Here is a 22,541-nt window from a genome sequence, read left to right on the forward strand (position 1 = left end):
AAAAGTAGTACGTTATAAGTTTTACGTGCTGTACTTACAACTTACCACGTAATACTTCAAAAAAATGTTCAAATTAAATTTAAAAATCGCATTGCGAAACCTTTGGAAAAATAAAGGATTTTCTCTGATAAATATCGGAGGATTGGCCATTGGATTAGCAAGCTGTATGATATTGCTGCTTTATGTAGCCTACGAATGGAGTTTTGATAAGGAATTTACCAACAGCGATAAAACTTATGTTATTTATCAAAACGCTCCTGCAAATGGCAAAATTTTTAGCTGGGCGTGGACACCAAATGCAATGGCAGAAGAAGTTGCCACTAAAATTCCAGGTGTTAAATATGCATCACACAGTACTTATCCATCTACAAAATTAATTTCAATTGGCGATAAAAGAATCAACTCGAGAGTAAATTTTGCTGACCCATCTTTCCTTAAAATATTCGATTATAAGTTTATCAAAGGAAATCCGGAACAAGCTTTAAGAGGCGTTAATTCTATCATTCTTACAGAATCTTTTGCTAAAAAATTATTTGGTAATGATGATCCGATAAATAAAACGGTTAAACTTGATAATCAAGACGTTTTAAAAGTTGAAGCGGTAATTGAAGATATCCCTGCAAACAACTCTATAATTTTTGAATGTTTAATGCCTTGGGAACTTTTTATTAAAAGAGAGCCATGGGCGAAAGACAAAAACTGGGGTAATAATATGTGCTTAACGGTAGCTCAGTTAAAGGATAATAAGTTTTTTGATACTGCTAATGCAAGCATTAAAGATATTTATAAACGAAACCAGCAAGGTAACACAGCTAAAGCATTATTGCATCCATATACAAAATGGCATTTATACGATGACTTTCAAAATGGAAAATCAGTTGGTGGTAAAATAGAGCAACTCAAAATTTTTCTGTTGTTGGCTTTCTGTATTTTACTTATTGCCTGTGTAAACTTCATGAATTTATCTACGGCTCGTTCTGAGCGGAGGGCTAAGGAAGTGGGTATTCGCAAAGCGATTGGTTCTACGCGTAAATCTTTGGTGGGGCAGTTCTTACTCGAGTCGGTATTTGTAACCATAATTTCGGGTGTTATGGCTTTCATTTTGGTTGAAGTGAGTTTGCCTTACTTTAATAATTTGCTAAATATCGAATTACAGATTGATTATAAAAGTGTCACTTTTTGGTCTACGCTTTTAGGCTTAATGATATTTACCGGCTTCATGGCAGGAAGTTATCCTGCGCTTTACTTATCATCGTTTGAACCAATAAAAGTATTAAAGGGTTTAAAAATCAAGTCAGATTCATCTGTATCCATAAGGAAAGTTTTGGTGGTTATTCAATTCGTTTTTGCAGCATGTTTAATTGTTTGTACATCAGTTATTTATCAGCAACTTAATTATGTAAAAAACAAACCAATCGGATATGATAAATCTAATCTGGTTCAAATAGCGGTTAGTGGCAAGGTTGGCGAAAAAAGCAAGCGTGAACTACTTAAAACACAGCTTTTAAAATCTGGAGCAGCAAGCAGCGTAACTACATTTAGTAAAGACATAACCGAAAGTGGTAACAATACAACTGATGTTAATTGGGAGGGTAAAACAGAAGGGGAATCGATTTTATTTAATAACAGAGGTGTTGGTGATGATTTTATTAAAACAATAGGTACAGAATTAGTTGCCGGAAGGGAGATTTCTTCTACATCTAAGAGCGATAGCAACAACATTATGATTAATGAGGCTGCTGTTAAAATGATGGGACTTAAAAATCCAATAGGAGCTAAAATTAGATATTGGGGAACAGAGAAAACAAATGTAGCTGTTGTAAAAGATTTTGTTGTAGAAAGCGCTTATCAGAAAGTTGCACCAATGGTATTTTATCCGAGTTATATGGATGATATACAGGTTATTATCGTTCGGTTAAATCCAAATCAGAATATTAGTACCTCTATCTCAAAAATTGATGAACTGGTAAAACAAATAGAGCCAGATTATCCTGTAAATAGAAAATTTGTAGATGAGGGCTTTGAAATTAAATTCCAAAACGAAAAGCTTTTAGGTACGCTTTCAAATTGGTTTGGTGGTTTTGCAATCTTTATTTCTTGCCTTGGCTTATTAGGTTTGGCGCTTTTCATGGCAGAACAAAGGAAAAAAGAAATCAGCATCCGCAAGGTTTTAGGCGCAAATACTACAAGCATTTTAACACTGCTGAATAAAGATTTTATTAAGCTGGTTGCTATTGCAAACCTAATCGCTTTCCCGATAGCATACATCATCATTAATAAATGGTTATCTGCTTTTGAATATAGGATATCAATATCTGCTTTACCTTTTATAATTGCAGTTTTATTATCTGTTTTAATCGCCATTTTAACCGTTAGTATTCAATCTATAAAAGTTGCGAAGGCAAACCCGGTTGATGCTTTGAAATATGAATGATAATAGTAATAAGTAATACGTTTTAAGTTGTACGTTTTGGTGCTTACAACTTAAAACTTACCACGTAAAACTTCAGAAATGTTCAAATTAAACTTAAAAATCGCTTTGCGGAACCTTTGGAAAAACAAAGGGATTACATTAATTAATGTTGGCGGTTTAGCGATTGCTTTGGCTTCTTTCATTTTGGTAATGATGTATTTTACGTATGAAACCAGCTACGATAAATCAAACCCTAATTATAAAAATATTTATGTGGTAGGGCGAATTTATCCTGAGTTTAAAACAAATTATACCTCGCCACCTCTTTCTAAAGCGATAAAACAGAATTTTCCAGAAGTAGAAAACGCCGGAATTACGATGGGCAGTTTTTTTGAACTGACTTTGAAGAATGGTAAAAACACTGTATTTACCAAAAATTTTATGCAAGCCGATTACAATGCTGCTAAAATTCTTGATTTAAAACCAGTGGGTGGTTTGCAAAAACCAAATGGTGATACAGAGCGACTTTCTTATTTAAGCGAGGAAAGTATGAAAACCTTGTTTCCAAATAAAAAAGACTCGAAGCCTGAAATGGTTGGTATGGGTGCGAGTAACTCAGGTATTCAAAGTAAGTTCGATGGAGCAATTATAAACAACCCCCATTCTAATATAACTTTCGATGGAATTTCGATTGGTAATGAAATTGGAATTGGAGAAGATTATGGATACAATAAATATATAACATACATAAAAGTAAAATCAGGAACTGATGTTAACAATCTTGAGCAAAAAATAACCAATTTATACCGGGCTGAATTGTTAAAAGGAGAAACGGATTTAAAAACTATTGAAGAAATTAAGTCGATTTCTACATTCTTAGATCCTTTATCAAATCTACATCTAAGGCCAAAAGCCGGAAACGATGCTCCATATAAAATCCTGGTTGCACTCTCTGTTCTTGGTATTTTGATTTTAGTTATTGCCTGTATCAATTTTACTAATTTGAATATAGCTCAAGCTGCTAAAAGGGCCAAAGAAGTTGGTGTTAAAAAGGTGATGGGAGCTTTTCGTGCACAACTCACTACTCAATTTCTTGTCGAGATTTTTATCCAATGTTTTGCTGCTACGATTTTTGCATTAATTACAGCTGAGTTATTATTACCAACCTTTAATAATCTATTTCAAATTAAGCTTTCTATCTGGCATTTAAATAACGATTTGTTTTGGCAATTGCCCCTTGTATTGTGTTTTATTACACTTATTGCAGGCATTTATCCGGCAATGGTTTTATCGGGTTTCAAGCCTGCATTGGTTCTAAAGGGAAATTTTTCTACCAGCCGCCAAAGTTCGTGGTTGCGCAACGGTTTATTGGTTTTTCAGTTTAGCATAGCCGTTATTTTTATTATCGGCTTATTGATTATCAATTCGCAATTGAAGTATATGCGTACACAGGATTTAGGTTTTACAGCTAACCAAGTTGTAAATATTAAAAATCTAACGCTGTTTAATAATCCATCGAAATTTGGTTCGCTAAATTTTGAGTCCGTTAGAGAGAAGGTTTTGAAAATTCCTGGGATTAAATCTGCAACTGTAGCAAGTGATATTCCTAATGGAGCCGAAAATGGCAGTAATAGTTACACAACAAACGGCATTCAGGCCAACATAGATTTTGTTGATGTTGAATTTGATTATTTCGAAACGTTGGATATTAAACTTAAAGATGGGCGTTTTTTCTCAAATGCTTTTAAAACTGATACCGCAAATTCTGTAATTATTAATGAAAGTGCAGTTGCAAAATATGGATTAAAAAATCCGGTAGGGCAAACAATTAGAGGTTGCAATATTGATTATAAAATTGTTGGTGTAGCTAAAGATTTTAAGGCTCAAGGATTTGAAAGTGCTGTTCAGCCTACAATTTATGCCATTAAAAATCCTTGCGGTAACTATAAAACTCAAATCATGCTAAAAATTGAGGAAAACAAAATGGCAGAAGCATTAGCAACATTAAAATCTCAATGGTCTCAAATTAATCCAAAAGATGGGGAAGATTTTAGATACGAATTTTTGGATGAACTTTATGGCAGGTTATTCAAAAAACAAGAACAGCTACAATCTGTGTTTTTTGCTGCGGCATTGCTAACCATCTTTATCGCCATTTTAGGTCTGTTTGCTTTTGCAAAATACATCACCAACGGCAGAATTAAGGAAATAGCGGTTCGCAAAATTTTGGGTGCAAGTGATATTCAAATTTTTAAACTGATTAACACTTCATTTTTTATGATGGTGCTTGTGGCTAATTTAATATCATGGCCCATCGCATATGTTTTAACAAAAAAATGGCTCGAAACATTTGCCTACAGAATCGATTTGCCATTGCTACCATTTGTCAGCAGCGCATCAATCACCATTTTATTAACTGTAATCACGGTAAGTTTTCAAGCTAAGAAAGCTGTAAAAGCTAATCCGGTTGATGCTTTGAAATACGAATAAAAATTGTAATAAGTAATACGTTTTAAGTTGTAGGTTTCAGCACGTACAACTTAAAACTTACCACGTAAAACTCTAAGAATGTTCAAATTAAACTTAAAAATCGCTTTGCGAAACCTGTGGAAGAACAAAACTTCTTCTTTCATTAATGTAATTGGTTTGGCAATTGGTCTTGCAGCGTGTTTGATGCTGCTGTTGTATGTTTCTTACGAATGGAATTTCGATAAACAAGCCAAAAATTCAGAAAATGTTTTTGTAGCTATGACTAACGTACCTGGCGAAGGAAATAAAATTGCTGCAACTTTTAATGGTACAACGACTGCTTTAGCACCACTTTTAAAACAGAATTTACCGGAGGTAAAATATGTTGCACGTATGGATTATGGCAAAAAAAGCTTAATCGCCAATGGACAAAACAGCTATAAAAAAGATTCGAAATTTGCAGAGCCTTATATTCTTAAAATGTACGATTATCAGTTTATCTCAGGCGATGCAAAAACAGCGCTTATAAATCCACTTTCTGTTATTTTAACCGAAAGTACAGCAAAAACTTTATTCGGAACAGCTGATGTTTTGAACAAATCTGTTCGTTATCAAGATAAGGAAAACCTAACCATAACGGGTGTAATTAAAGATTTACCAGAAAATAGCTCTAACCGTTTTGATTTTTTAATGCCTTGGTCGTTTTACGAAATTGTTGATGGCAGTGCTAAAGATTTAAACTGGAATAATTACAGTTTCGTAACTATGGTAACCTTAAATCCAGATGTAAATATCGATTTGGTAAACCGCAAACTTGAAGCTTTGGTTAAAGCAAATGCACCACAAAATTCACAATCACAGCCGCATTTTTTATATCAAGCCAGTAAACTACACTTATTCGGTAAATTTGAAAACGGCAAACCTGCGGGTGGCGATATTGAGCAAATTTACCTTTTTGTAGGCTTGGCATTTGGGATTTTACTAATTGCCTGCATCAACTTTATGAATATGGCTACAGCCAAATCAGAAAAAAGAGCAAAGGAAGTTGGCATAAAAAAAACAATTGGTGCAAATCGAATTTCGCTAATTCTCCAGTTTTTAACTGAATCGATGGTGCTTACCTTAATTGCTGTTGTACTTGCCATTGCTTTATTGGAACTTTTGTTGCCAGCATTCAATAGGCTTTTAAATATCAATTTGGGTATTTCATACTTCAATACGGCAAGCTGGGTTGGTATAATAGGCATCGTTTTAGCCACAGGTTTAATTGCAGGCAGTTACCCGGCTTTTTACTTATCAGCCTTTAATCCAATTCAAACTTTAAAAAGAAAAATTACTTCAAAAGGATTTTTAAATGTGAGTTTGAGGCAAGTCTTGGTTGTTGGGCAATTTTGTTTCGCCATCATCCTCATTATATCAACGTTGGTTATCTATCGGCAAATTCAATATATAAAAAATAAGCCTGTTGGTTTTGATGTAAATACTTTGGTCGAAATTCCTCAAGAGGGAGAATTGAAAACCAAATTCGATTTATTTAAAGCTGAAATGTTAAAGTCTGGAGCGGTTACTTCGATGTATCAATCATCCGTTAGTCTTTCTCATCGTGGTCGAAATTTTATGGATATAAAGTGGGATGGAATGACTAAGCCCGAAAATACCGTAATGTTTAATCAAGTGGCCACATCTTATGATTTTATCAAAACTAACGGCATTAAATTATTACAAGGACGAGATTTTTCGAAGAATTTTGCTTCAGATACCAGTGGAATTATGGTTAGCGCATCGGCTATTAAAGTATTTGGATATAAAGACCCGATTGGCAAAAGAGTAACGCTTTTTGGTTCTAACACACATATCGTTGGTGTATTCGATGATTACGTTTGGGATTCGCCTTATAAATCCAACAATCCGCAAGTTGTTTTCATCAATTTAAAACAAACCGGCACCATTACAATGCGCCTTAATAATACAAATAGCCTACAAAGTAATATCGAAACCATTGGTAGAATCGCGAAAACTTTTAATCCGGCATATCCTATAGAAATAACTTTTGTAAACTTTTTATATCAGGAGAAATATAAAACCGAAAAAACACTTGGTATTCTTTCTAATCTCTTCGGCGGATTAGCAATTTTCGTGTCGTGCTTAGGCTTATTTGGTTTGGTTGCTTACAGTGCCGAACAACGTACTAAAGAATTTGGCGTACGGAAAGTGCTTGGCGCATCAGTGGTTAATTTAATGCAATTATTATCCCTTTCTTTCATTAAAATGATTGCTGTGGCTATAGTAATCGCAATACCGATTAGTTATTACGCAATGACTAAATGGCTAAATAATTTTGAGTTTCATACTAATATCAACTGGTGGATTATGGCTATAGCCGCTATTGGAACTTTATTAATGGCTGTAATTACAGTAAGTTTTCAGGCTTACAAAACAGCAAAATCTAATCCAGTTGATGCTTTGAAATATGAATAACAACGAGTTGCTAGTTACGGGTTACCAGTTGAAAGTCTGGGCTCGTAACAGGTAACTTATAACTCGCAACAGAAATATGTTCAAATTAAACTTAAAAATCGCATGGCGAAATCTTTGGAAAAACAAGGGTTATACGCTTATCAATATTCTTGGTTTATCAATCGGGATGGCGAGTTGTATTTTGATTTTCATTTTTATCCGTTATCAAATGAGTTTTGATGAGGGGTTTAAGAACGAAGATAAAATCTATAGAATTGTTTCAACTTGGGATTATGCCGATGGTAATCAGTTCTATTCGCAAGGTGTGCCATTACCACTTACTGCTGCCATTAGAAACGATTTTTCTCCATACATTGAAAAGGTCGCTGCTATCGAAAATAGTGCAGGGATGATAAAAATTAAAGATGCTAATGGAAAAGAAAGGTTAAAAACCATTGAAAATGTTTTTTACGTTGAACCTGAGTTTTTTGAAGTATTTAATTATAACTGGCTATCAGGGAATTTCAGTTCACTTGCAGATCCAAATCATGTTGTACTTTCTAAAGAAATGGCAAATAAGTTTTTCGGAGATTGGAAAAATGCTTTAGGCAAAAGCTTCAGTCTTGATGATAAGGTGAATTATACGGTTAGTGGTGTAATTGATGATGTTGCAGAAAATAATTCCGTACCATTAAAAATTATGCTTGCTTACAAATCTTTCAATAGCAATAGATTAACAAATTGGGGATCGGTAAGTTCTAGTTCTGAAAGTTATTTTAAGTTAAAACCAAATGTTAGTATAGAAGCACTTAACGGACCGTTATCATCCTTTATTAAAAAATATTATGTAGAAAAAGCACCGGGTAAAGAAGGGCATTTATTTCAGCCATTGGCAGATATTCATTATAATGAAAAATTTGGAAATTTCTCTGGTCGTATTATGCCGAAAAAACAATTGTATGGATTAGTGATAATTGGCTTTTTTCTGATGATTACAGCTTCCATCAATTTTATTAATCTGGCAACTGCACAGGCGGTAAGTCGTTCTAAAGAAGTTGGGGTTAGGAAAGTAATGGGTAGCCAAAGAAGTCAGCTAATCGCTCAGTTCTTAACAGAAACCTTAACAATCGTATTCATTTCCCTGTTAATCGGAAGCGTGCTAACAGAAATCGCCTTGCCGGGAATGCAAAATCTATTTGATTCAAAGATATCATTCAGCATATTTCAACATCCGATAATTTTCTTGTTTATGATATTGCTGGTTGTGTTTGTGAGTTTGCTTGCTGGCTTTTATCCGGCTATGATAATGTCTGGTTTTAATCCTGCTTTGGCCATTAAAAACAAAGTTATTGCCAATACGGGTGGCTTAGGATTGAGAAAAATTCTGGTTGTTGTCCAATTTACTTTAACCGTAACATTAATCATTGGCACATTGGTAATTCTGCAACAAATGAAATATGTTCGGGAGCAGCCGCTAGGATTTAATCCATCGGCAATTGCAATGATAGACTTACCAAATGATAGTGCTACTGTGTCTCGCTTTGCTACATTCAAGGCTCAGTTAAAGCAAATTCCCGGTGTTGAGGGAGTTAGTTTCTGTCGTACAGCCCCTTCTTCACAAAATAATAATGGAAATACTTTTTCATACAATGGCGGTAAGGATGTAGATTTTCAGGTAAATACTAAGAATGCCGATGAAGATTATTTAAAAACATTTGATTTAAAACTTGTAGCTGGTAGAAATCTCGTTAAATCTGATACAATAAATGAATATCTGGTAAACGAAACATTGCTTAGAAAACTTAATATCCGGAATCCGAATGAAGCTATTGGTAAAACAATTTCTATGGGCGGGATGAAAGCACCGATAGTTGGAGTAATTCAGGATTTTAAAAACAAAAGTTTGCATGAAAATATCGATCCGATTTTAGTTGGCTCACTAAGAGCAAGGCACTATTATGCTGCTGTTAAATTAAATTCTAAGGAGATGATGGGCACGATGAAAGTTGTATCGAAAATATGGCAGCATACCTTTCCAGAATCTGTGTACCATGAAGCTTTTTTAGATGACCAAATTAAAAATTATTATGAAGGAGAGCGGATTATGGGTACGTTATTCAAAGTCTTCGCAGGTGTAATCATTTTTATTTCTTTTATCGGATTATTTGGCTTGATCTCTTTCGTTGCTACACAAAGAACAAAAGAAGTTGCCATCAGGAAGGTTTTAGGTGCATCTACGTTAGAGTTGGTTAAAATGCTTAACGGTTCGTTTTTGATAATGGTTTTTATTGCGAACCTTGTTGCTTGGCCGCTGGCTTATTTATTTGTTTCGAAATGGCTTTCTGGTTTTGCTTACCGAATAGATATTAGTTTTTGGCCATTTCTTTTAGCTATGATTATTTCAATGGCAATTACATTAATTACCGTTTCTATACGGTCTTACAAAGCTGCAGTTGCAAATACAATTGATGCGCTTAAATATGAATAAGTAATAAGTTATACGTTTTAAGTTGTACGTTTTTAATTCGTATAACTTAAAACTTAACACGTAAAACTCAAAAAATGATAGAATTAAAAAACATAGAAAAATACTATTCGAGCAAAGGCATTAAACACTATGTTTTACGCCATGTAACAACATCTATAAAACAAGGGGAGTTTGTTTCTATAATGGGGCCGTCTGGTGCCGGAAAATCGACTCTTTTAAATATTCTTGGGATGTTAGAAGAACCAACTTATGGTAATTATGAGTTTATGGGTGAGGATGTTACAAGTTTAAATGAACGTAAGCGAATAGAGTTGTATCGCAATCACATTGGGTTTGTATTTCAGGCTTATCATTTAATTGATGAGATGACTGTGTACGAAAATATAGAAGCTCCGCTGCTTTACAAAAGGATTGGTAGTTCTGAACGGGCAAGTAGAATTGCCGATTTGCTCGATAAATTTAACATCGTGGCTAAGAAAGATTTATTTCCTAATCAGCTTTCTGGCGGTCAGCAGCAGCTTGTTGGTATTGCCAGAGCTTTGGCCGCACAACCATCTATAATTCTTGCTGATGAACCAACCGGTAATTTACAATCTGCACAGGCAGAAGAAATTATGCAGCTTTTTCAAAAATTAAACCGCGAAGAAGACATAACAATTATCCAAGTTACGCATTCAGAAAAAAATGCCGAATATGGTAGCAGAATCTTACATATCGCTGATGGGGTTGTTAAAGATGATATAAAAGTAATGGCATAAAAGAATATTGATTTAAATAAATCTTATCTGTGTTTATCCTTTTCATCTGTGGTTAATTAACTTTGAGGATGCAAAAATCTTTTACAGATGGAATGGGGCGGGAGGTAACCATTAATTTCCCGCCAAAACGGATTGTATCTATTGTGCCTTCACAAACAGAACTTCTTTTTGATTTGGGTTTGGATAGTGAAATTATCGGCTTAACGAAGTTCTGTATTCATCCGATAGAAAAGTTTGCAGAGCGTACAAAAGTCGGCGGAACTAAAAAACTCAATATCGATTTAATTAAAGATTTAAAACCCGATTTAATCATTGGTAATAAAGAAGAAAATACGCAAAGCGATGTTGAAGAATTAGCAGAGCATTTTCCCGTTTGGATGAGTGATATTTTTACGCTGGAAGATGCAATGCGAACCATTAGCGAAATAGGAACACTGGTTGACAGAACTCCGGAAGCATCTTATTTGAATCATTTAATTTCTGCCGGATTTAAAGATTTAAAATCATTGGCTTTACAGCATCGAATTGATAAAAAAGTAGCTTACTTAATCTGGCGTAAACCATATATGGTTGCAGGTAAAAATACGTTCATTGATGATATCCTGCTTGCAAATGGTATGACAAATGTAATACAGCAGGAGCGTTATCCTGAAGTTACCCTAACACAACTTGTAGAACAAGACCCACAACTTGTATTACTATCATCAGAACCTTTTCCTTTCAAAGAAAAACATATCGAAGAAATTCAGGAAGCTTTGCCCAAAGCTAAAATTATGTTGGTAGATGGTGAAATGTTTAGTTGGTACGGCAGCCGATTAGTAAAAGCTGTTCAGTATTTTTTTGAATTTCAAAAACAACTTTATTAATCATTTACTGTTATTTCTTCTAAATTTGTTCACTAAGAATAAATCAAACCTTAAATTACCATGAAAAAATTAGTATTAATATTATCCTTAGCAATTGTCGTGCTTTCTGGCTGTACATCAATGAAAGATTCAAATACCGCAACTCGTGTTACAGCAACCGGAACAATTCAAAAACTTGGCATGTCAACCTTTCAGTATGGTACACATATCTTAAAAACGGCTGATAAAACCTATGCATTAAAAAGTACTTTTAGCTTAGATCCTTATTTAGATAAAACAGTTACTATAAAAGGAAAAAAGGTTTCTGGCTATCCTTTAGAGGGCGGACCAGAACTTGTTGATGTTACCTTGGTAAAATTGTAAAAAATTATTCTTGCTTAGGATTAGCGACTTAGCTTCGATTGAATAAAATAATTTAGAAAATGTTTCAATTATTTTTTGAAAATTGATTCTGATTTCTATCTTTGCAGTCCTTAATAAATCCTAACTGCGGAAGTGGCGTAATTGGTAGCCGCACCAGACTTAGGATCTGGCGCTTCACGGCGTGGGGGTTCGAGTCCCTTCTTCCGCACAATAAGATAAAGGCCGTTTCGATTTAAACATCGGAACGGTTTTGTTTTTTAAAACACTGATTCAAAAGAAATGAATATTACACAGGAAAAAACCGGCAACTTAAATGCTGTTGTAAAAATCAAAATTGCACCTGCAGATTATACCGGAAAAGTAGATAAAGCAATTAAAGACCAGGCTAAAAAAGCACAATTACCAGGTTTCCGTAAAGGAATGGTTCCTGCTGCTCACATTAAAAGAATGTACGGCAAAAGTATATTGGTTGAAGAAGTTAACAACTTATTAAACGATACGCTTTCTAATTACATCGCTGAGCAAAAATTAGAAATCTTAGGTCAGCCATTACCTGCACTTAACGATGAAAAAGAATTCAAATGGGATAACACAGACGAATTTGAATTTGATTACGAGTTAGGTTTAGCACCTGCTTTTGATGTAGAAATTTCATCTAAAGATAAATACACCCTTTATAATGTTAAAGCTGATAACGAAACGTTAGAAAGCCGTGTTAAAAATATTCGACGTAGCTACGGTAAAATGACTAACCCTGAGGTTTCTGCCGAAGAAGATGTTTTATATGCTGATTTAGTTCAGTTAGGTAATGATGGTTCTGTTTTTGAAGGTGGAATTACAAATACTGCAACATTACGTTTAGATCAGATTGCGGATAAAAAAATCCTTAAAACATTAGTTGGCTTAAAAAAGGATGATGTAGTAACTATCGATATTCAAAAAGCGCTTGGTGATGCTGCTGCTATTGCTAAGGCATTAAATATCTCTGAAGAAGATGCTGCAGAATTAAAATCTAATTTTCAGTTAACTGTTAAAAATGTTAACCGTTTAGAAGAATCAGATTTAAATCAGGAGTTTTTTGATAAATTATTCGGTGAAGGTACTGTAACTGACGAAGCTGGTTTCAGAGCTAAAATTACTGAAGAAGTAGAAGGGATGTTTAAACAAGATGCTGAGCGTCAATTATCAAACGATATTTACGAAGATTTATTAAAGAAACATACTTTCGAATTACCTGATGAATTTTTACGTCGTTGGTTAAAAGCTACGAACGAAAAATTAACAGATGAAGAATTGGCAGAAGGATATGATGATTTCGCTAAAAACCTTAAATGGACTTTAATCGAGAACAAAATTATTAAAGATAACAGCATCGAAATTAAATATGAAGATGTTGTTGCTGCGGCTAAAGCGAAATTAGATGCTCAATTCAGAATGTACAGCCCAAGTCCGCTTCCAGAAGATCAGTTAGCACAATATGCTGTTCAGTTTTTACAAGATAAAGAAAACGCAAACCGTACATTTGAAGAAGTGAAAGCTTTAAAAACTTTTGATTATATCAAAACGGTTGCTACAATCAATGATAAAGACATTGAATACAATAAGTTTACTGAGCTTAGTAAAAAGTAAATCAAACTGACCAATTGTCAGCTAAATAATATTATATAAAAAGAGCAGCTCATTGAGCTGCTCTTTTTATATAAGCCAGCTAATTAGTTGTTTTTAAAGTTTTTAGTTGCTAATTTGTTCATTATTTGGTTATTATGTGGTTAAAAATGCGAATGCTTGATATGATTTTATTTAGTTATAAAAATATATTGTCATTTGTTGAACAGAATAATTTTCCTTGAGCAGATAATTAAATAAATTGGCACGGAAATTAACCAACTATATAAAATATTTGTTAAAATTACAGCCGTTGGTTACTAAGAAATAATTTTTTATAGCCGTACGCTTAACCCTAATCAAAGATTATGAACATAGATTCACAAGAATTCAGAAAATTTGCCGTTAAACATCAGGGAATTGGCGGTTTACACGTAGATAAATTTATTGCACAGGCTAACTTATCGCCACAGTCGATGACGCCTTATATTATAGAAGAACGCCAATTGAACGTAGCTCAAATGGATGTCTTTTCTAGATTAATGATGGACCGTATTATCTTTTTAGGTGATGCGATTTACGATCAGAATGCAAATATTATTCAGGCTCAGTTGTTGTTTTTACAATCAACAGATGCAGAAAGAGACATTCAGATTTACATTAATTCTCCAGGTGGTTCTGTATATGCAGGTTTAGGTATTTATGATACCATGCAATACATCCAACCAGATGTTGCAACAATCTGTACAGGTATGGCAGCATCAATGGGCGCCGTATTGTTAGTTGCAGGTGCAGAAGGTAAACGTTCAGCTTTACCACACTCAAGAGTAATGATTCACCAACCATCAGGTGGCGCACAAGGTGTAGCTTCTGATATGGAGATTAACTTAAGAGAAATGTTAAAATTGAAAAAAGAATTATACGATATTATTTCAGAGCACTCTGGTCAAACTTACGACTGGGTAGAGAAAGCTTCAGATCGTGATTACTGGATGAGTGCTGAAGAAGCAAAAGGATTTGGTATGATTGATGAAGTATTATCGAGAAACGCAAGAAAAAATGGCGAAACAAAATAAAGAATCCCGTTGCTCATTCTGCCACTCTGGCAAGCATGAAACTTTAATGTTAATTGAAGGCATGGATGCATTTATCTGCGATAAATGTGTTACTCAAGCCAATCAATTGCTTGCGCAAGAATTGGGTACAAAAAGCAGCAAAGGCATTCAATCGGCGTTAACTTTATTAAAGCCGTTAGAAATTAAAGAACATCTTGATCAGTATGTTATTGGTCAGGATGATGCTAAGAAAGTTTTATCGGTTGCGGTTTACAATCACTATAAACGTTTGAATCAAAAAATTGATAAAGACGAAATTGAGATTGAAAAATCGAACATTATGCTTGTTGGCGAAACCGGAACAGGAAAAACTTTATTAGCTAAAACCATCGCAAAAATTTTGCATGTGCCATTTTGTATCTGCGATGCAACAGTATTAACTGAAGCCGGATATGTTGGTGAAGATGTAGAAAGTATTTTGACTCGATTGCTGCAAGCTGCAGATTATGATGTTGCTGCTGCAGAACGTGGTATTGTATATATTGATGAGGTAGATAAAGTTGCTCGTAAAAGCGATAACCCATCGATTACACGTGATGTTTCAGGTGAAGGTGTACAACAGGCGTTGTTAAAAATTTTAGAAGGAACAATTGTTAATGTACCACCTCAAGGCGGTCGTAAACATCCTGACCAAAAAATGATTCCTGTAAACACGAACAATATCTTGTTTATTTGTGGTGGTGCTTTTGATGGTATTGAACGTAAAATTGCAAATCGTTTACGTACGCAGGCAGTAGGTTTCAAAACGAAGAAAGATGATACTGTTTTGGATCTTAAGAACCTTTATAAATACATTACACCGCAGGATTTAAAATCTTTTGGTTTAATTCCTGAGCTAATCGGACGTATTCCTGTTCTTTCACATTTAAATCCGTTAGATAAGGAAACGCTTAGAAATATTCTTACAGCACCTAAAAATGCATTAACGAAGCAATATGAGAAGCTTTTCGATTACGAAGATGTGAAGTTGGTTTTTGATGATGAAGTTTTAGATTTTATTGTTGATAAAGCGATGGAATATAAGCTTGGTGCCCGTGGATTAAGGTCAATCTGTGAGGCGATTATGCTCGATGCGATGTTTGATACACCAACACAGAAAGATGTAAAGGAGCTGCACATCAATCTCGATTATGCGATAGAGAAATTTGAAAAAGCCGACTTTAAAAAGTTGCAAGCTGCATAAAATTCAAATCCTTCCCGAGCATCGGGAAGGATTTTTTTTAACAATAAGATTTTCCTCAACTGACTATTTTCACACTGGATTAACATCTAGCTAAAATTGAATTTGTTAGTTTGACAGAAATTTCTTATATTATTTAAAGAATAAAAATATATGAACGAAGAAAAAGACGTAAAGAAAGATGAAAAGATTGTAGAGAAATCTAAAAAAGTTAAAGAAGTAGAATCTCCTGTAAAGGCAGGTTTAAAATCAAAAGATGAAATTGTAAAAAACTGGTTGCCTCGTTATACTGGCAGACCGTTGGATCAGTTTGGTGATTATATACTGCTTACAAACTTCAGTAAATATGTAACCATGTTTTCTGAATGGAATGATAACGCACCAATTATGGGTTTAGATAAACCTATGCAAAGTGTAACTGCAAATGGAATTACCATCATCAATTTTGGTATGGGTAGCCCGCTTGCTGCTACAATGATGGATTTGCTAACTGCGATAAAACCAAAATCAGTATTGTTTTTGGGTAAATGCGGCGGTTTAAAAAAGAAGAACCAATTAGGTGATTTAATTCTGCCAATTGCCGCAATTAGAGGCGAAGGTACATCAAATGATTATCTTCCGGCAGAAGTGCCTGCATTACCCGCGTTCGCATTACAAAAGGCAATTTCTACTACGATTCGTGATCATGGTAGAGATTACTGGACAGGAACTTGTTACACCACAAACAGACGTGTTTGGGAGCATGATAAAGATTTCAAAAAATACTTGAAAACTTTAAGAGCGATGGCGGTAGATATGGAAACAGCGACAATTTTTACTACAGGTTTTGCTAATAAAATTCCTACTGGTGCATTGTTACTAGTTTCAGATCAACCAATGATACCTGAAGGTGTTAAAACGGCAGAAAGCGATAGCAGTGTTACAGAGAAATATGTAGAAACGCATTTAAGAATTGGTATCGATTCTTTAAAGCAATTAATAAATAACGGATTAACGGTTAAGCACTTGTTATTTTAATTTTTGTTTTGAGGATAATTAATCTCAATGCTAAAATTTAATATTTTCGGATCAGCAAAAGCTGGTCTTTTTTTTGCCTGAAATTTCAATCTTTTATTTCTGGCAGATAACCATGAAGGATTAAATCCTTTGAATCTTTGATATGATAATTACAGCCGTTGTGAAGTAGCACAATTCTATCAGATATATCAATTATCGAATTGTAATAATGGTCGGTTACGATTAAGCCTTTGTGCTTTTTTATGTAGTTGATGTGATGCTTTAATTCCTCAACCAAAAGTGGTGCTAATTGAGAAAACGGTTCGTCCAAAAGAACAAACTCGGCATCGCTGTAAATAATTGTCAAAGCTTCGATTAATCTACAGTTTCCGCCAGAAAGCTCTAAAAATTTATAATTTAGATTATTTGCAATCAGTTCAGTTTTCAGTAATTCATTTTTATACTTATTGCAAAATATTTCAATCGCTTTTCTAACTGTAAGTGTTGCAGGAATAAAATTATCTTGAGGAAGATAGGAGAGGTTTTGAGAAAGATAGCCTTTGTCGATTATCTTCTCATTAATTTTAAGGAATTTGAAATCGGCTTTCAGGCTACCAAACATTATTTTAAGTAATGTTGATTTACCACTGCCATTTCGCCCCAATAAGCCAACAGTTTCTCCAATTTTACAGTTTATAAAAACGCCATTTAATATTGCTTGTTGATTATAGCTGTGGGCAACACTGTCAATAAAAAGTTCCTGCATAAAAGAAATGTTATGATAATGGAAAACAATAATGCGATATCATAGATAATGATGTTGCTCAAAATTCTGCGAAAGCCTAGTCCTTGGTTTTTATAGAAATACGAATGTTTGGTTAAGAAAAATCTTTCAATCACAATTGAGAATATCCATCCGATTGGTTTCATAATTATTATTATAACGTAAGGCCCGGGGTTTTTATAGCCATCTATTACGAAGAACAAACCAATGAGAAGGCTAATTAAAATGTTCCAAAGCACAATCGGGTTATAAACCAGCATGGATTTTTTAAGTAGTGCTACAGACATGTTTAAAGATATAGAAAAACTTAGAAGCTTACTAAACAAAAAAGACCGACAAATTTGTCGGTCTTTAAAATTCCATTAATTCCTTTATTCTGGAACATTTTATCCCAAATAAGATTTTAAAATCTTACTTCTTGAAGTATGACGTAAACGTTGTAACGCTTTATCTTTAATCTGACGAACACGTTCACGAGTTAAGTTAAACTTCTCGCCAATTTCCTCTAAAGAAAGTGGGTGGTTAGAACCTAAGCCAAAGAATAAAACAATAATTTCTCTTTCTCTTTCTGTTAAAGTAGATAAAGAACGTTTAATCTCTTCTGAAAGTGATTCGTTGATTAATGAACTATCTGTATTTGGTTCGTGGTTTTCTAACACATCTAATAATGTATTTTCTTCACCTTGAACAAATGGTGCATCCATTGATACGTGACGACCAGAATTACTTAAAGTATCAGATATTTTATCAACCGTAGTTTCTAAAATGTCTGCTAATTCTTCTGGAGATGGCTCACGCTCATATTCCTGCTCTAATTTAGAGAAAGCTTTACTGATTTTACTTAATGAACCTACCTGGTTTAATGGTAAACGTACAATACGACTTTGCTCAGCAATAGCTTGCAAAATTGATTGACGAATCCACCATACTGCGTAAGAGATAAATTTGAAACCTTTAGTTTCATCAAAACGTTTTGCCGCTTTAATTAATCCTAAATTTCCTTCATTAATTAAATCCCCTAAAGTTAAACCTTGATTTTGGTATTGCTTTGCAACAGATACAACGAAACGTAAGTTGGTTTTAGTTAATCGCTCTAATGCAGCTTGATCGCCTTCACGAATCTTTCTTGCTAAAATTACCTCTTCCTCTGCTGTTATTAAATCTACTTTACCAATTTCGTGTAAGTATTTATCTAACGACTGACTTTCACGGTTGGTAATGGATTGCGTTATCTTGAGTTGTCTCATTTATACGTTTTGTGTGCTCTTTAATTATTGAAGTGTGCAAAGTTACGAAATTGTAAGCCAATCCGAAAGGATAAAATGCTGAAAATGTTGGTGTTTGCACAAGTATTTTACAGTTTTACTTACAACAAAAATCATTCCAATTTAGTTTTAATGAATATTTGTCTGATTGCTTATCAATTATCTGTTACTCGGCTATTGTTTATTGTAAAACAATAAATATATTTTGAATTTTAATAATAAAATTTTTATGTTTGCTTTGTAAATAATTAAATAAGTATGACCATCATTAAATTTCTTATCTGGAAACTAAAAAATATTAATAAGAACACTTGGCTGTTATTAGTTCTAAAAGTTTTTGTTAGATTACTGGGTATTTTCAACTTTATCTACCTATTAAATTTTTTGTCAAAATCGGTGTTGAATGAACAGCGGGATTACTATATCATTATCAGCTCAATTTTCTATATATCATTTTTCGTTTTTTTGGATAGTATTATCAAAGTTTCAGCTTCTTTTTCGCTGTCAGAAAAAATAGTTCGTCCGCTTAACCTTCTTAAATGGTTTCCTTTATTACTCACTATGTATTTGGTTTATTCTTCATTATTGATTCATGAAGTTGATTTAAATAAGATAGACTATAAAACGCCCGCTTTTCTATGGACGAAGATATCCCCATTGATAATTACTCCAAACCTGAGTTTCATTATAATAACAATACTTATATTTTTTGCATCAACAATTTTGAATACAAATAAAAAGCTTAAAGAAGAAAACGATTTAACTATATAATTATGAAGTATAAATTATTAGCACACTTTATTCGAATATGTTTGTTTTTTGGAGTTTTAATTATTTCGATTTCTGTTTTACAAAACATACTTGGAGAAATATTTAACACGAAAAAATATTGGCAATTTGGTGATTTGATAATAGGAGAAAAAACATCTGGATTTCCTATGCAAATGGGAATGCAGATTTATATGCCTGATACAATAATAACCTTTGAAAATGCAAAGTCAAATGGGATTGTTAAACGGTACGATGATCATTCGATAAAAGAATCAGTTAATTTTAAATCTGCCGATATAAAAAACGCCATAATACAGAAATTGAAAGTGGGTGATGTAAACTCACCAATTTCTGTATCAAATAACATTAATATAGATAACGCTGTTCGAGTTAGTGTTGATACTAAAAATAAAACTTATAGAGTTTTTTGGACTCTAAGCTATGTACTTAAAAAAGTATTTCTAATTTCTATATTCCTATGTATTATTGGGCTTATAAATGCTTATTTGAAAGGAACTTTTTTAAATAAGAAGAGCTTTAAAATGATTTCATTCATCGGAATCTTCTTAATCCTTGCAGAAGTATTCGAATGTTTTTTTGTTTTCATTAATGCTAAAATAATTCCGGCTATTTATCTGGAAACAGCAGGTTTGAATAGAGAATTTATAGATAGCGCTATACAGTTTAATTTAAATTTTGGAAAATCTATCGGTTACAGTAACATTGGCATCGGAATAATGGTGTTAATCCTTTCAAAGGTTATTAAAGATGCTATAGTTATTAAACAAGAAAACGATTTAACAATATAAATTCATCCTCTAAAATGCCAATAATTATAAATTTAGATGTAATGCTTGCTCGTCGTAAAATGTCGCTTACGGAATTGAGTGAAAGGGTAGGGATTACAATGTCTAATTTATCAATTTTGAAAACTGGCAAGGCTAAAGCAATTCGGTTAGAAACATTAGAATCTATTTGTGATGTTTTAGATTGTCAGCCTGGTGATATTTTGGAGTTTCGCCCGGAAGTTTAACCGAAGAGCAATTTACTTAACTAAAATAAACCCGATAGAACTAAAATACTTTTTGGTTTACACAAGCTTTAATTTACTGTCATGCTCAATCTTTGAAACAGATGCCTCGTGCTTCCGCATGACATGATGTTCCAAAAAGATTGGAGTGATAGCGGGACTTTCGGAACCGAAGCACGGAGAAACCTGATTTTCAAATTTATATGATTTTAGTGCATTTCTTTTGGCTTAAGCTAACCATCACGTCATTGCGAGGCACGAAGCAATCCTAAAGCGTCAATAATAAAGTGTTGTAAGATTGCTTTCCCGAAAAGTCGGGATAGGCTGTTGCCTCGCAATGATGGTATTGTGCATAAAAAAAAACCTTCCAGTTTGCACGAGGGCACTGAAAAAGTCCCCTAATTGAAAAGGACAAAAGGAGTAGAAAACTAGTTTTTCTGCTCCTTTTTTTGTATTTTAAAGGTATATTATTACTGCTTTTAAGATGCTTCTTCAACAACAAAAAATCCAGTTTAGCGAGTTTTCCAGGCTTTATGACCTGATTGTTCCCAAAGAGAACTTACTGCGCAAGATTAATGAGCTTATAGATTTTGGTTTTATATATGATGAGCTTCTGGATAAATACTGCCCGGACAACGGGCGTAATGCTGAGAGTCCGGTACGCATGTTTAAATACTTATTGCTGAAAACAATTTATACGGTTTCAGATGTTGATGTGGTAGAACGTTCCCGCTATGATATGTCCTTCAAATATTTCCTGGAGATGTCCCCGGAGGAGGATGTGATCAATTCAAGTTCATTGACCAAGTTCCGAAAGCTCCGCCTCAAGGACATGGATCTTTTAAACCTTCTAATTGGTAAAACTGTTTCCCTTGCATTGGAAAAAGGCATTATTAAATCCAGGTCCATCATTGTCGATGCGACACATTCACTTTCCAGATCCAATCCATATTCACCTATTGAAGTACTCAGGCAACGCTCAAAACTGCTTCGAAAAGCAGTGTATCTAATGGATGATGACTTCAAGGGTCAGATGCCTGAGAAAAATGATTCAAATGATATTCTTAAAGAAATAGAATACTGCAAGGAATTACAAAAAGTTATCGAGTCTGATGAAGCATTAAGTGAAATTCCTGCAGTGAAAGAGAAGCTAAACCTCTTAAAAGAAACAGTAGAAGATACCCAGGATAACTACACCTTATCCAAAGATATGGATGCCAGAGTCGGACACAAAACCGCTGATAGTAGCTTTTTTGGTTACAAAACTCATTTGGCAATGACAGAGGAGCGTATCATAACAGCAGCTGTTGTTACCTCCGGAGAGAAAGGAGATGGTCCTGAGCTACCAAAATTATTGGGTCAGACACAGTCAAACGGAATGGAGGTGGATACTATTATAGGTGATGCAGCCTATGCTGGCAAGAACAACCTTAAGCTTAAGGGTTTGAACGGAAATAAGGTTAAGATAGTTGCCAGGATGAACCCTGCTATTACTCATGGTACCAGAAAAGAGGAAGAAAAGTTTGATTACAATAAAGATGCAGATATGTTCGTATGCCCCGCAGGGCACCTGGCTATGTATAAACGGGTGCAGGGCAAAAAGGTAGACAGGAAAAACCAGATGATGACCTATTATTTCGATATCGAAAAATGCAAAGTATGCCCGCTAAGAGATGGCTGCTATAAATCGGAAGCCAAAAGCAGGACTTACTCGGTCGCCATAAAACCAGATGAGCACAAAGAGCAGGAAATATTCCAACAAATCGAGTACTTCAGGGAAAAGTCAAAACACAGATATAAAATTGAGGCGAAAAATAGTGAATTGAAAAATGTTCATGGATATGACAGAGCAAATTCCTATGGCCTTGAAAGCATGAAAATGCAAGGTGCACTTGCGATATTCGTAGTAAATCTTAAAAGAATCCTCAAATTCTAAAGCGGGATCATCATTGCCACAAAATATCCTAAAAACAACCATAAA

Annotated in this window: 16 protein-coding genes and 1 tRNA gene; 15 read left to right on the forward strand and 2 right to left on the reverse strand. The window is 34.1% G+C overall.

Annotated features, from left to right (window positions below):
* Positions 1 to 64 precede the first annotated feature (64 nt).
* The 12 genes from ACO05K_RS03285 to ACO05K_RS03340 all read left to right on the forward strand — a co-directional run bounded on the left by ACO05K_RS03285 (position 65) and on the right by ACO05K_RS03340 (position 16,731).
* Positions 65 to 2,434 carry an ABC transporter permease gene (locus ACO05K_RS03285; protein WP_421943040.1) on the forward strand — a complete coding sequence of 790 codons (2,370 nt, stop codon included), beginning with the start codon at positions 65 to 67 and terminating at the stop codon, positions 2,432 to 2,434.
* Between the two features lie 78 nt (positions 2,435 to 2,512).
* Positions 2,513 to 4,903 carry an ABC transporter permease gene (locus tag ACO05K_RS03290; RefSeq protein ID WP_421943041.1) on the forward strand — a complete coding sequence of 797 codons (2,391 nt, stop codon included), beginning with the start codon at positions 2,513 to 2,515 and terminating at the stop codon, positions 4,901 to 4,903.
* A gap of 78 nt (positions 4,904 to 4,981) precedes the next feature.
* Complete coding sequence (locus ACO05K_RS03295) at positions 4,982 to 7,360, forward strand: ABC transporter permease (RefSeq protein WP_421943042.1); 2,379 nt, start codon at positions 4,982 to 4,984, stop codon at positions 7,358 to 7,360.
* 76 nt (positions 7,361 to 7,436) lie between these two features.
* On the forward strand, positions 7,437 to 9,827 hold the full coding sequence (locus tag ACO05K_RS03300) for an ABC transporter permease (protein ID WP_421943043.1): 2,391 nt from the start codon (positions 7,437 to 7,439) through the stop codon (positions 9,825 to 9,827).
* A 74-nt stretch (positions 9,828 to 9,901) separates the two neighbouring features.
* Complete coding sequence (locus tag ACO05K_RS03305) at positions 9,902 to 10,585, forward strand: ABC transporter ATP-binding protein (protein WP_421943044.1); 684 nt, start codon at positions 9,902 to 9,904, stop codon at positions 10,583 to 10,585.
* A 68-nt stretch (positions 10,586 to 10,653) separates the two neighbouring features.
* Positions 10,654 to 11,451, forward strand: coding sequence for a helical backbone metal receptor (locus ACO05K_RS03310; protein ID WP_421943045.1), 798 nt, complete (start codon positions 10,654 to 10,656; stop codon positions 11,449 to 11,451).
* Between the two features lie 60 nt (positions 11,452 to 11,511).
* Positions 11,512 to 11,814, forward strand: a complete 303-nt coding sequence (locus ACO05K_RS03315) for a hypothetical protein (protein ID WP_421943046.1) — start codon at positions 11,512 to 11,514, stop codon at positions 11,812 to 11,814.
* A gap of 126 nt (positions 11,815 to 11,940) precedes the next feature.
* Positions 11,941 to 12,022, forward strand: a tRNA-Leu gene (locus ACO05K_RS03320).
* A gap of 71 nt (positions 12,023 to 12,093) precedes the next feature.
* Entirely contained in the window at positions 12,094 to 13,443 is a 1,350-nt protein-coding gene (gene tig / locus ACO05K_RS03325; protein WP_421943047.1) for a trigger factor, read from the forward strand.
* A gap of 344 nt (positions 13,444 to 13,787) precedes the next feature.
* The gene (gene clpP, locus ACO05K_RS03330; protein ID WP_421943048.1) at positions 13,788 to 14,495 is read left to right on the forward strand and encodes an ATP-dependent Clp endopeptidase proteolytic subunit ClpP; all 708 of its coding nucleotides are present in this window, start codon (positions 13,788 to 13,790) and stop codon (positions 14,493 to 14,495) included.
* Positions 14,449 to 15,717: an ATP-dependent Clp protease ATP-binding subunit ClpX gene (gene clpX / locus ACO05K_RS03335; protein ID WP_421943049.1), complete on the forward strand. Its 1,269-nt coding sequence runs from the start codon at positions 14,449 to 14,451 to the stop codon at positions 15,715 to 15,717. Before clpP ends, clpX begins: the two co-directional genes overlap by 47 nt.
* Before the next feature lie 150 nt (positions 15,718 to 15,867).
* Positions 15,868 to 16,731 carry an AMP nucleosidase gene (locus tag ACO05K_RS03340; protein ID WP_421943050.1) on the forward strand — a complete coding sequence of 288 codons (864 nt, stop codon included), beginning with the start codon at positions 15,868 to 15,870 and terminating at the stop codon, positions 16,729 to 16,731.
* 85 nt (positions 16,732 to 16,816) lie between these two features.
* Here the strand turns inward: ACO05K_RS03340 and ACO05K_RS03345 are convergent, their stop codons facing one another.
* Together ACO05K_RS03345 and ACO05K_RS03350 are read right to left on the reverse strand one after the other, a co-directional pair.
* A complete protein-coding gene (locus ACO05K_RS03345; RefSeq protein WP_421943051.1) occupies positions 16,817 to 17,476 on the reverse strand; it encodes an ATP-binding cassette domain-containing protein in 660 nt (219 codons plus the stop codon).
* Between the two features lie 404 nt (positions 17,477 to 17,880).
* On the reverse strand, positions 17,881 to 18,741 hold the full coding sequence (locus ACO05K_RS03350) for a sigma-70 family RNA polymerase sigma factor (protein ID WP_010601359.1): 861 nt from the start codon (positions 18,739 to 18,741) through the stop codon (positions 17,881 to 17,883).
* A gap of 791 nt (positions 18,742 to 19,532) precedes the next feature.
* Here ACO05K_RS03350 and ACO05K_RS03355 point away from each other — a divergent pair.
* The 3 genes from ACO05K_RS03355 to ACO05K_RS03365 all read left to right on the forward strand — a co-directional run bounded on the left by ACO05K_RS03355 (position 19,533) and on the right by ACO05K_RS03365 (position 22,496).
* Positions 19,533 to 20,339 (forward strand): DUF2975 domain-containing protein, encoded by an 807-nt coding sequence (locus ACO05K_RS03355; protein ID WP_421943052.1) that lies wholly within the window; start codon positions 19,533 to 19,535, stop codon positions 20,337 to 20,339.
* A gap of 14 nt (positions 20,340 to 20,353) precedes the next feature.
* Positions 20,354 to 20,563 carry a helix-turn-helix domain-containing protein gene (locus ACO05K_RS03360; protein WP_421943053.1) on the forward strand — a complete coding sequence of 70 codons (210 nt, stop codon included), beginning with the start codon at positions 20,354 to 20,356 and terminating at the stop codon, positions 20,561 to 20,563.
* Between the two features lie 481 nt (positions 20,564 to 21,044).
* Positions 21,045 to 22,496 carry an IS1182 family transposase gene (locus tag ACO05K_RS03365; protein ID WP_421943054.1) on the forward strand — a complete coding sequence of 484 codons (1,452 nt, stop codon included), beginning with the start codon at positions 21,045 to 21,047 and terminating at the stop codon, positions 22,494 to 22,496.
* The last annotated feature ends 45 nt before the right edge of the window (positions 22,497 to 22,541 follow it).

Source organism: Pedobacter sp., from assembly GCF_965227205.1.
Lineage (GTDB): Bacteria > Bacteroidota > Bacteroidia > Sphingobacteriales > Sphingobacteriaceae > Pedobacter.

Excerpts from the sequence above, each read along its gene's own strand:
- ACO05K_RS03285 (WP_421943040.1), top strand. The coding sequence starts at position 65 with ATGTTCAAATTAAATTTAAAAATCGCATTGCGAAACCTTTGGAAAAAT.
- ACO05K_RS03290 (WP_421943041.1), top strand. The coding sequence starts at position 2,513 with ATGTTCAAATTAAACTTAAAAATCGCTTTGCGGAACCTTTGGAAAAAC.
- ACO05K_RS03295 (WP_421943042.1), top strand. The coding sequence starts at position 4,982 with ATGTTCAAATTAAACTTAAAAATCGCTTTGCGAAACCTGTGGAAGAAC.
- ACO05K_RS03300 (WP_421943043.1), top strand. The coding sequence starts at position 7,437 with ATGTTCAAATTAAACTTAAAAATCGCATGGCGAAATCTTTGGAAAAAC.
- ACO05K_RS03305 (WP_421943044.1), top strand. The coding sequence starts at position 9,902 with ATGATAGAATTAAAAAACATAGAAAAATACTATTCGAGCAAAGGCATT.
- ACO05K_RS03310 (WP_421943045.1), top strand. The coding sequence starts at position 10,654 with ATGCAAAAATCTTTTACAGATGGAATGGGGCGGGAGGTAACCATTAAT.
- ACO05K_RS03315 (WP_421943046.1), top strand. The coding sequence starts at position 11,512 with ATGAAAAAATTAGTATTAATATTATCCTTAGCAATTGTCGTGCTTTCT.
- tig (WP_421943047.1), top strand. The coding sequence starts at position 12,094 with ATGAATATTACACAGGAAAAAACCGGCAACTTAAATGCTGTTGTAAAA.
- clpP (WP_421943048.1), top strand. The coding sequence starts at position 13,788 with ATGAACATAGATTCACAAGAATTCAGAAAATTTGCCGTTAAACATCAG.
- clpX (WP_421943049.1), top strand. The coding sequence starts at position 14,449 with ATGAAGTATTATCGAGAAACGCAAGAAAAAATGGCGAAACAAAATAAA.
- ACO05K_RS03340 (WP_421943050.1), top strand. The coding sequence starts at position 15,868 with ATGAACGAAGAAAAAGACGTAAAGAAAGATGAAAAGATTGTAGAGAAA.
- ACO05K_RS03345 (WP_421943051.1), bottom strand. The coding sequence starts at position 17,476 with ATGCAGGAACTTTTTATTGACAGTGTTGCCCACAGCTATAATCAACAA.
- ACO05K_RS03350 (WP_010601359.1), bottom strand. The coding sequence starts at position 18,741 with ATGAGACAACTCAAGATAACGCAATCCATTACCAACCGTGAAAGTCAG.
- ACO05K_RS03355 (WP_421943052.1), top strand. The coding sequence starts at position 19,533 with ATGAAGTATAAATTATTAGCACACTTTATTCGAATATGTTTGTTTTTT.
- ACO05K_RS03360 (WP_421943053.1), top strand. The coding sequence starts at position 20,354 with ATGCCAATAATTATAAATTTAGATGTAATGCTTGCTCGTCGTAAAATG.
- ACO05K_RS03365 (WP_421943054.1), top strand. The coding sequence starts at position 21,045 with ATGCTTCTTCAACAACAAAAAATCCAGTTTAGCGAGTTTTCCAGGCTT.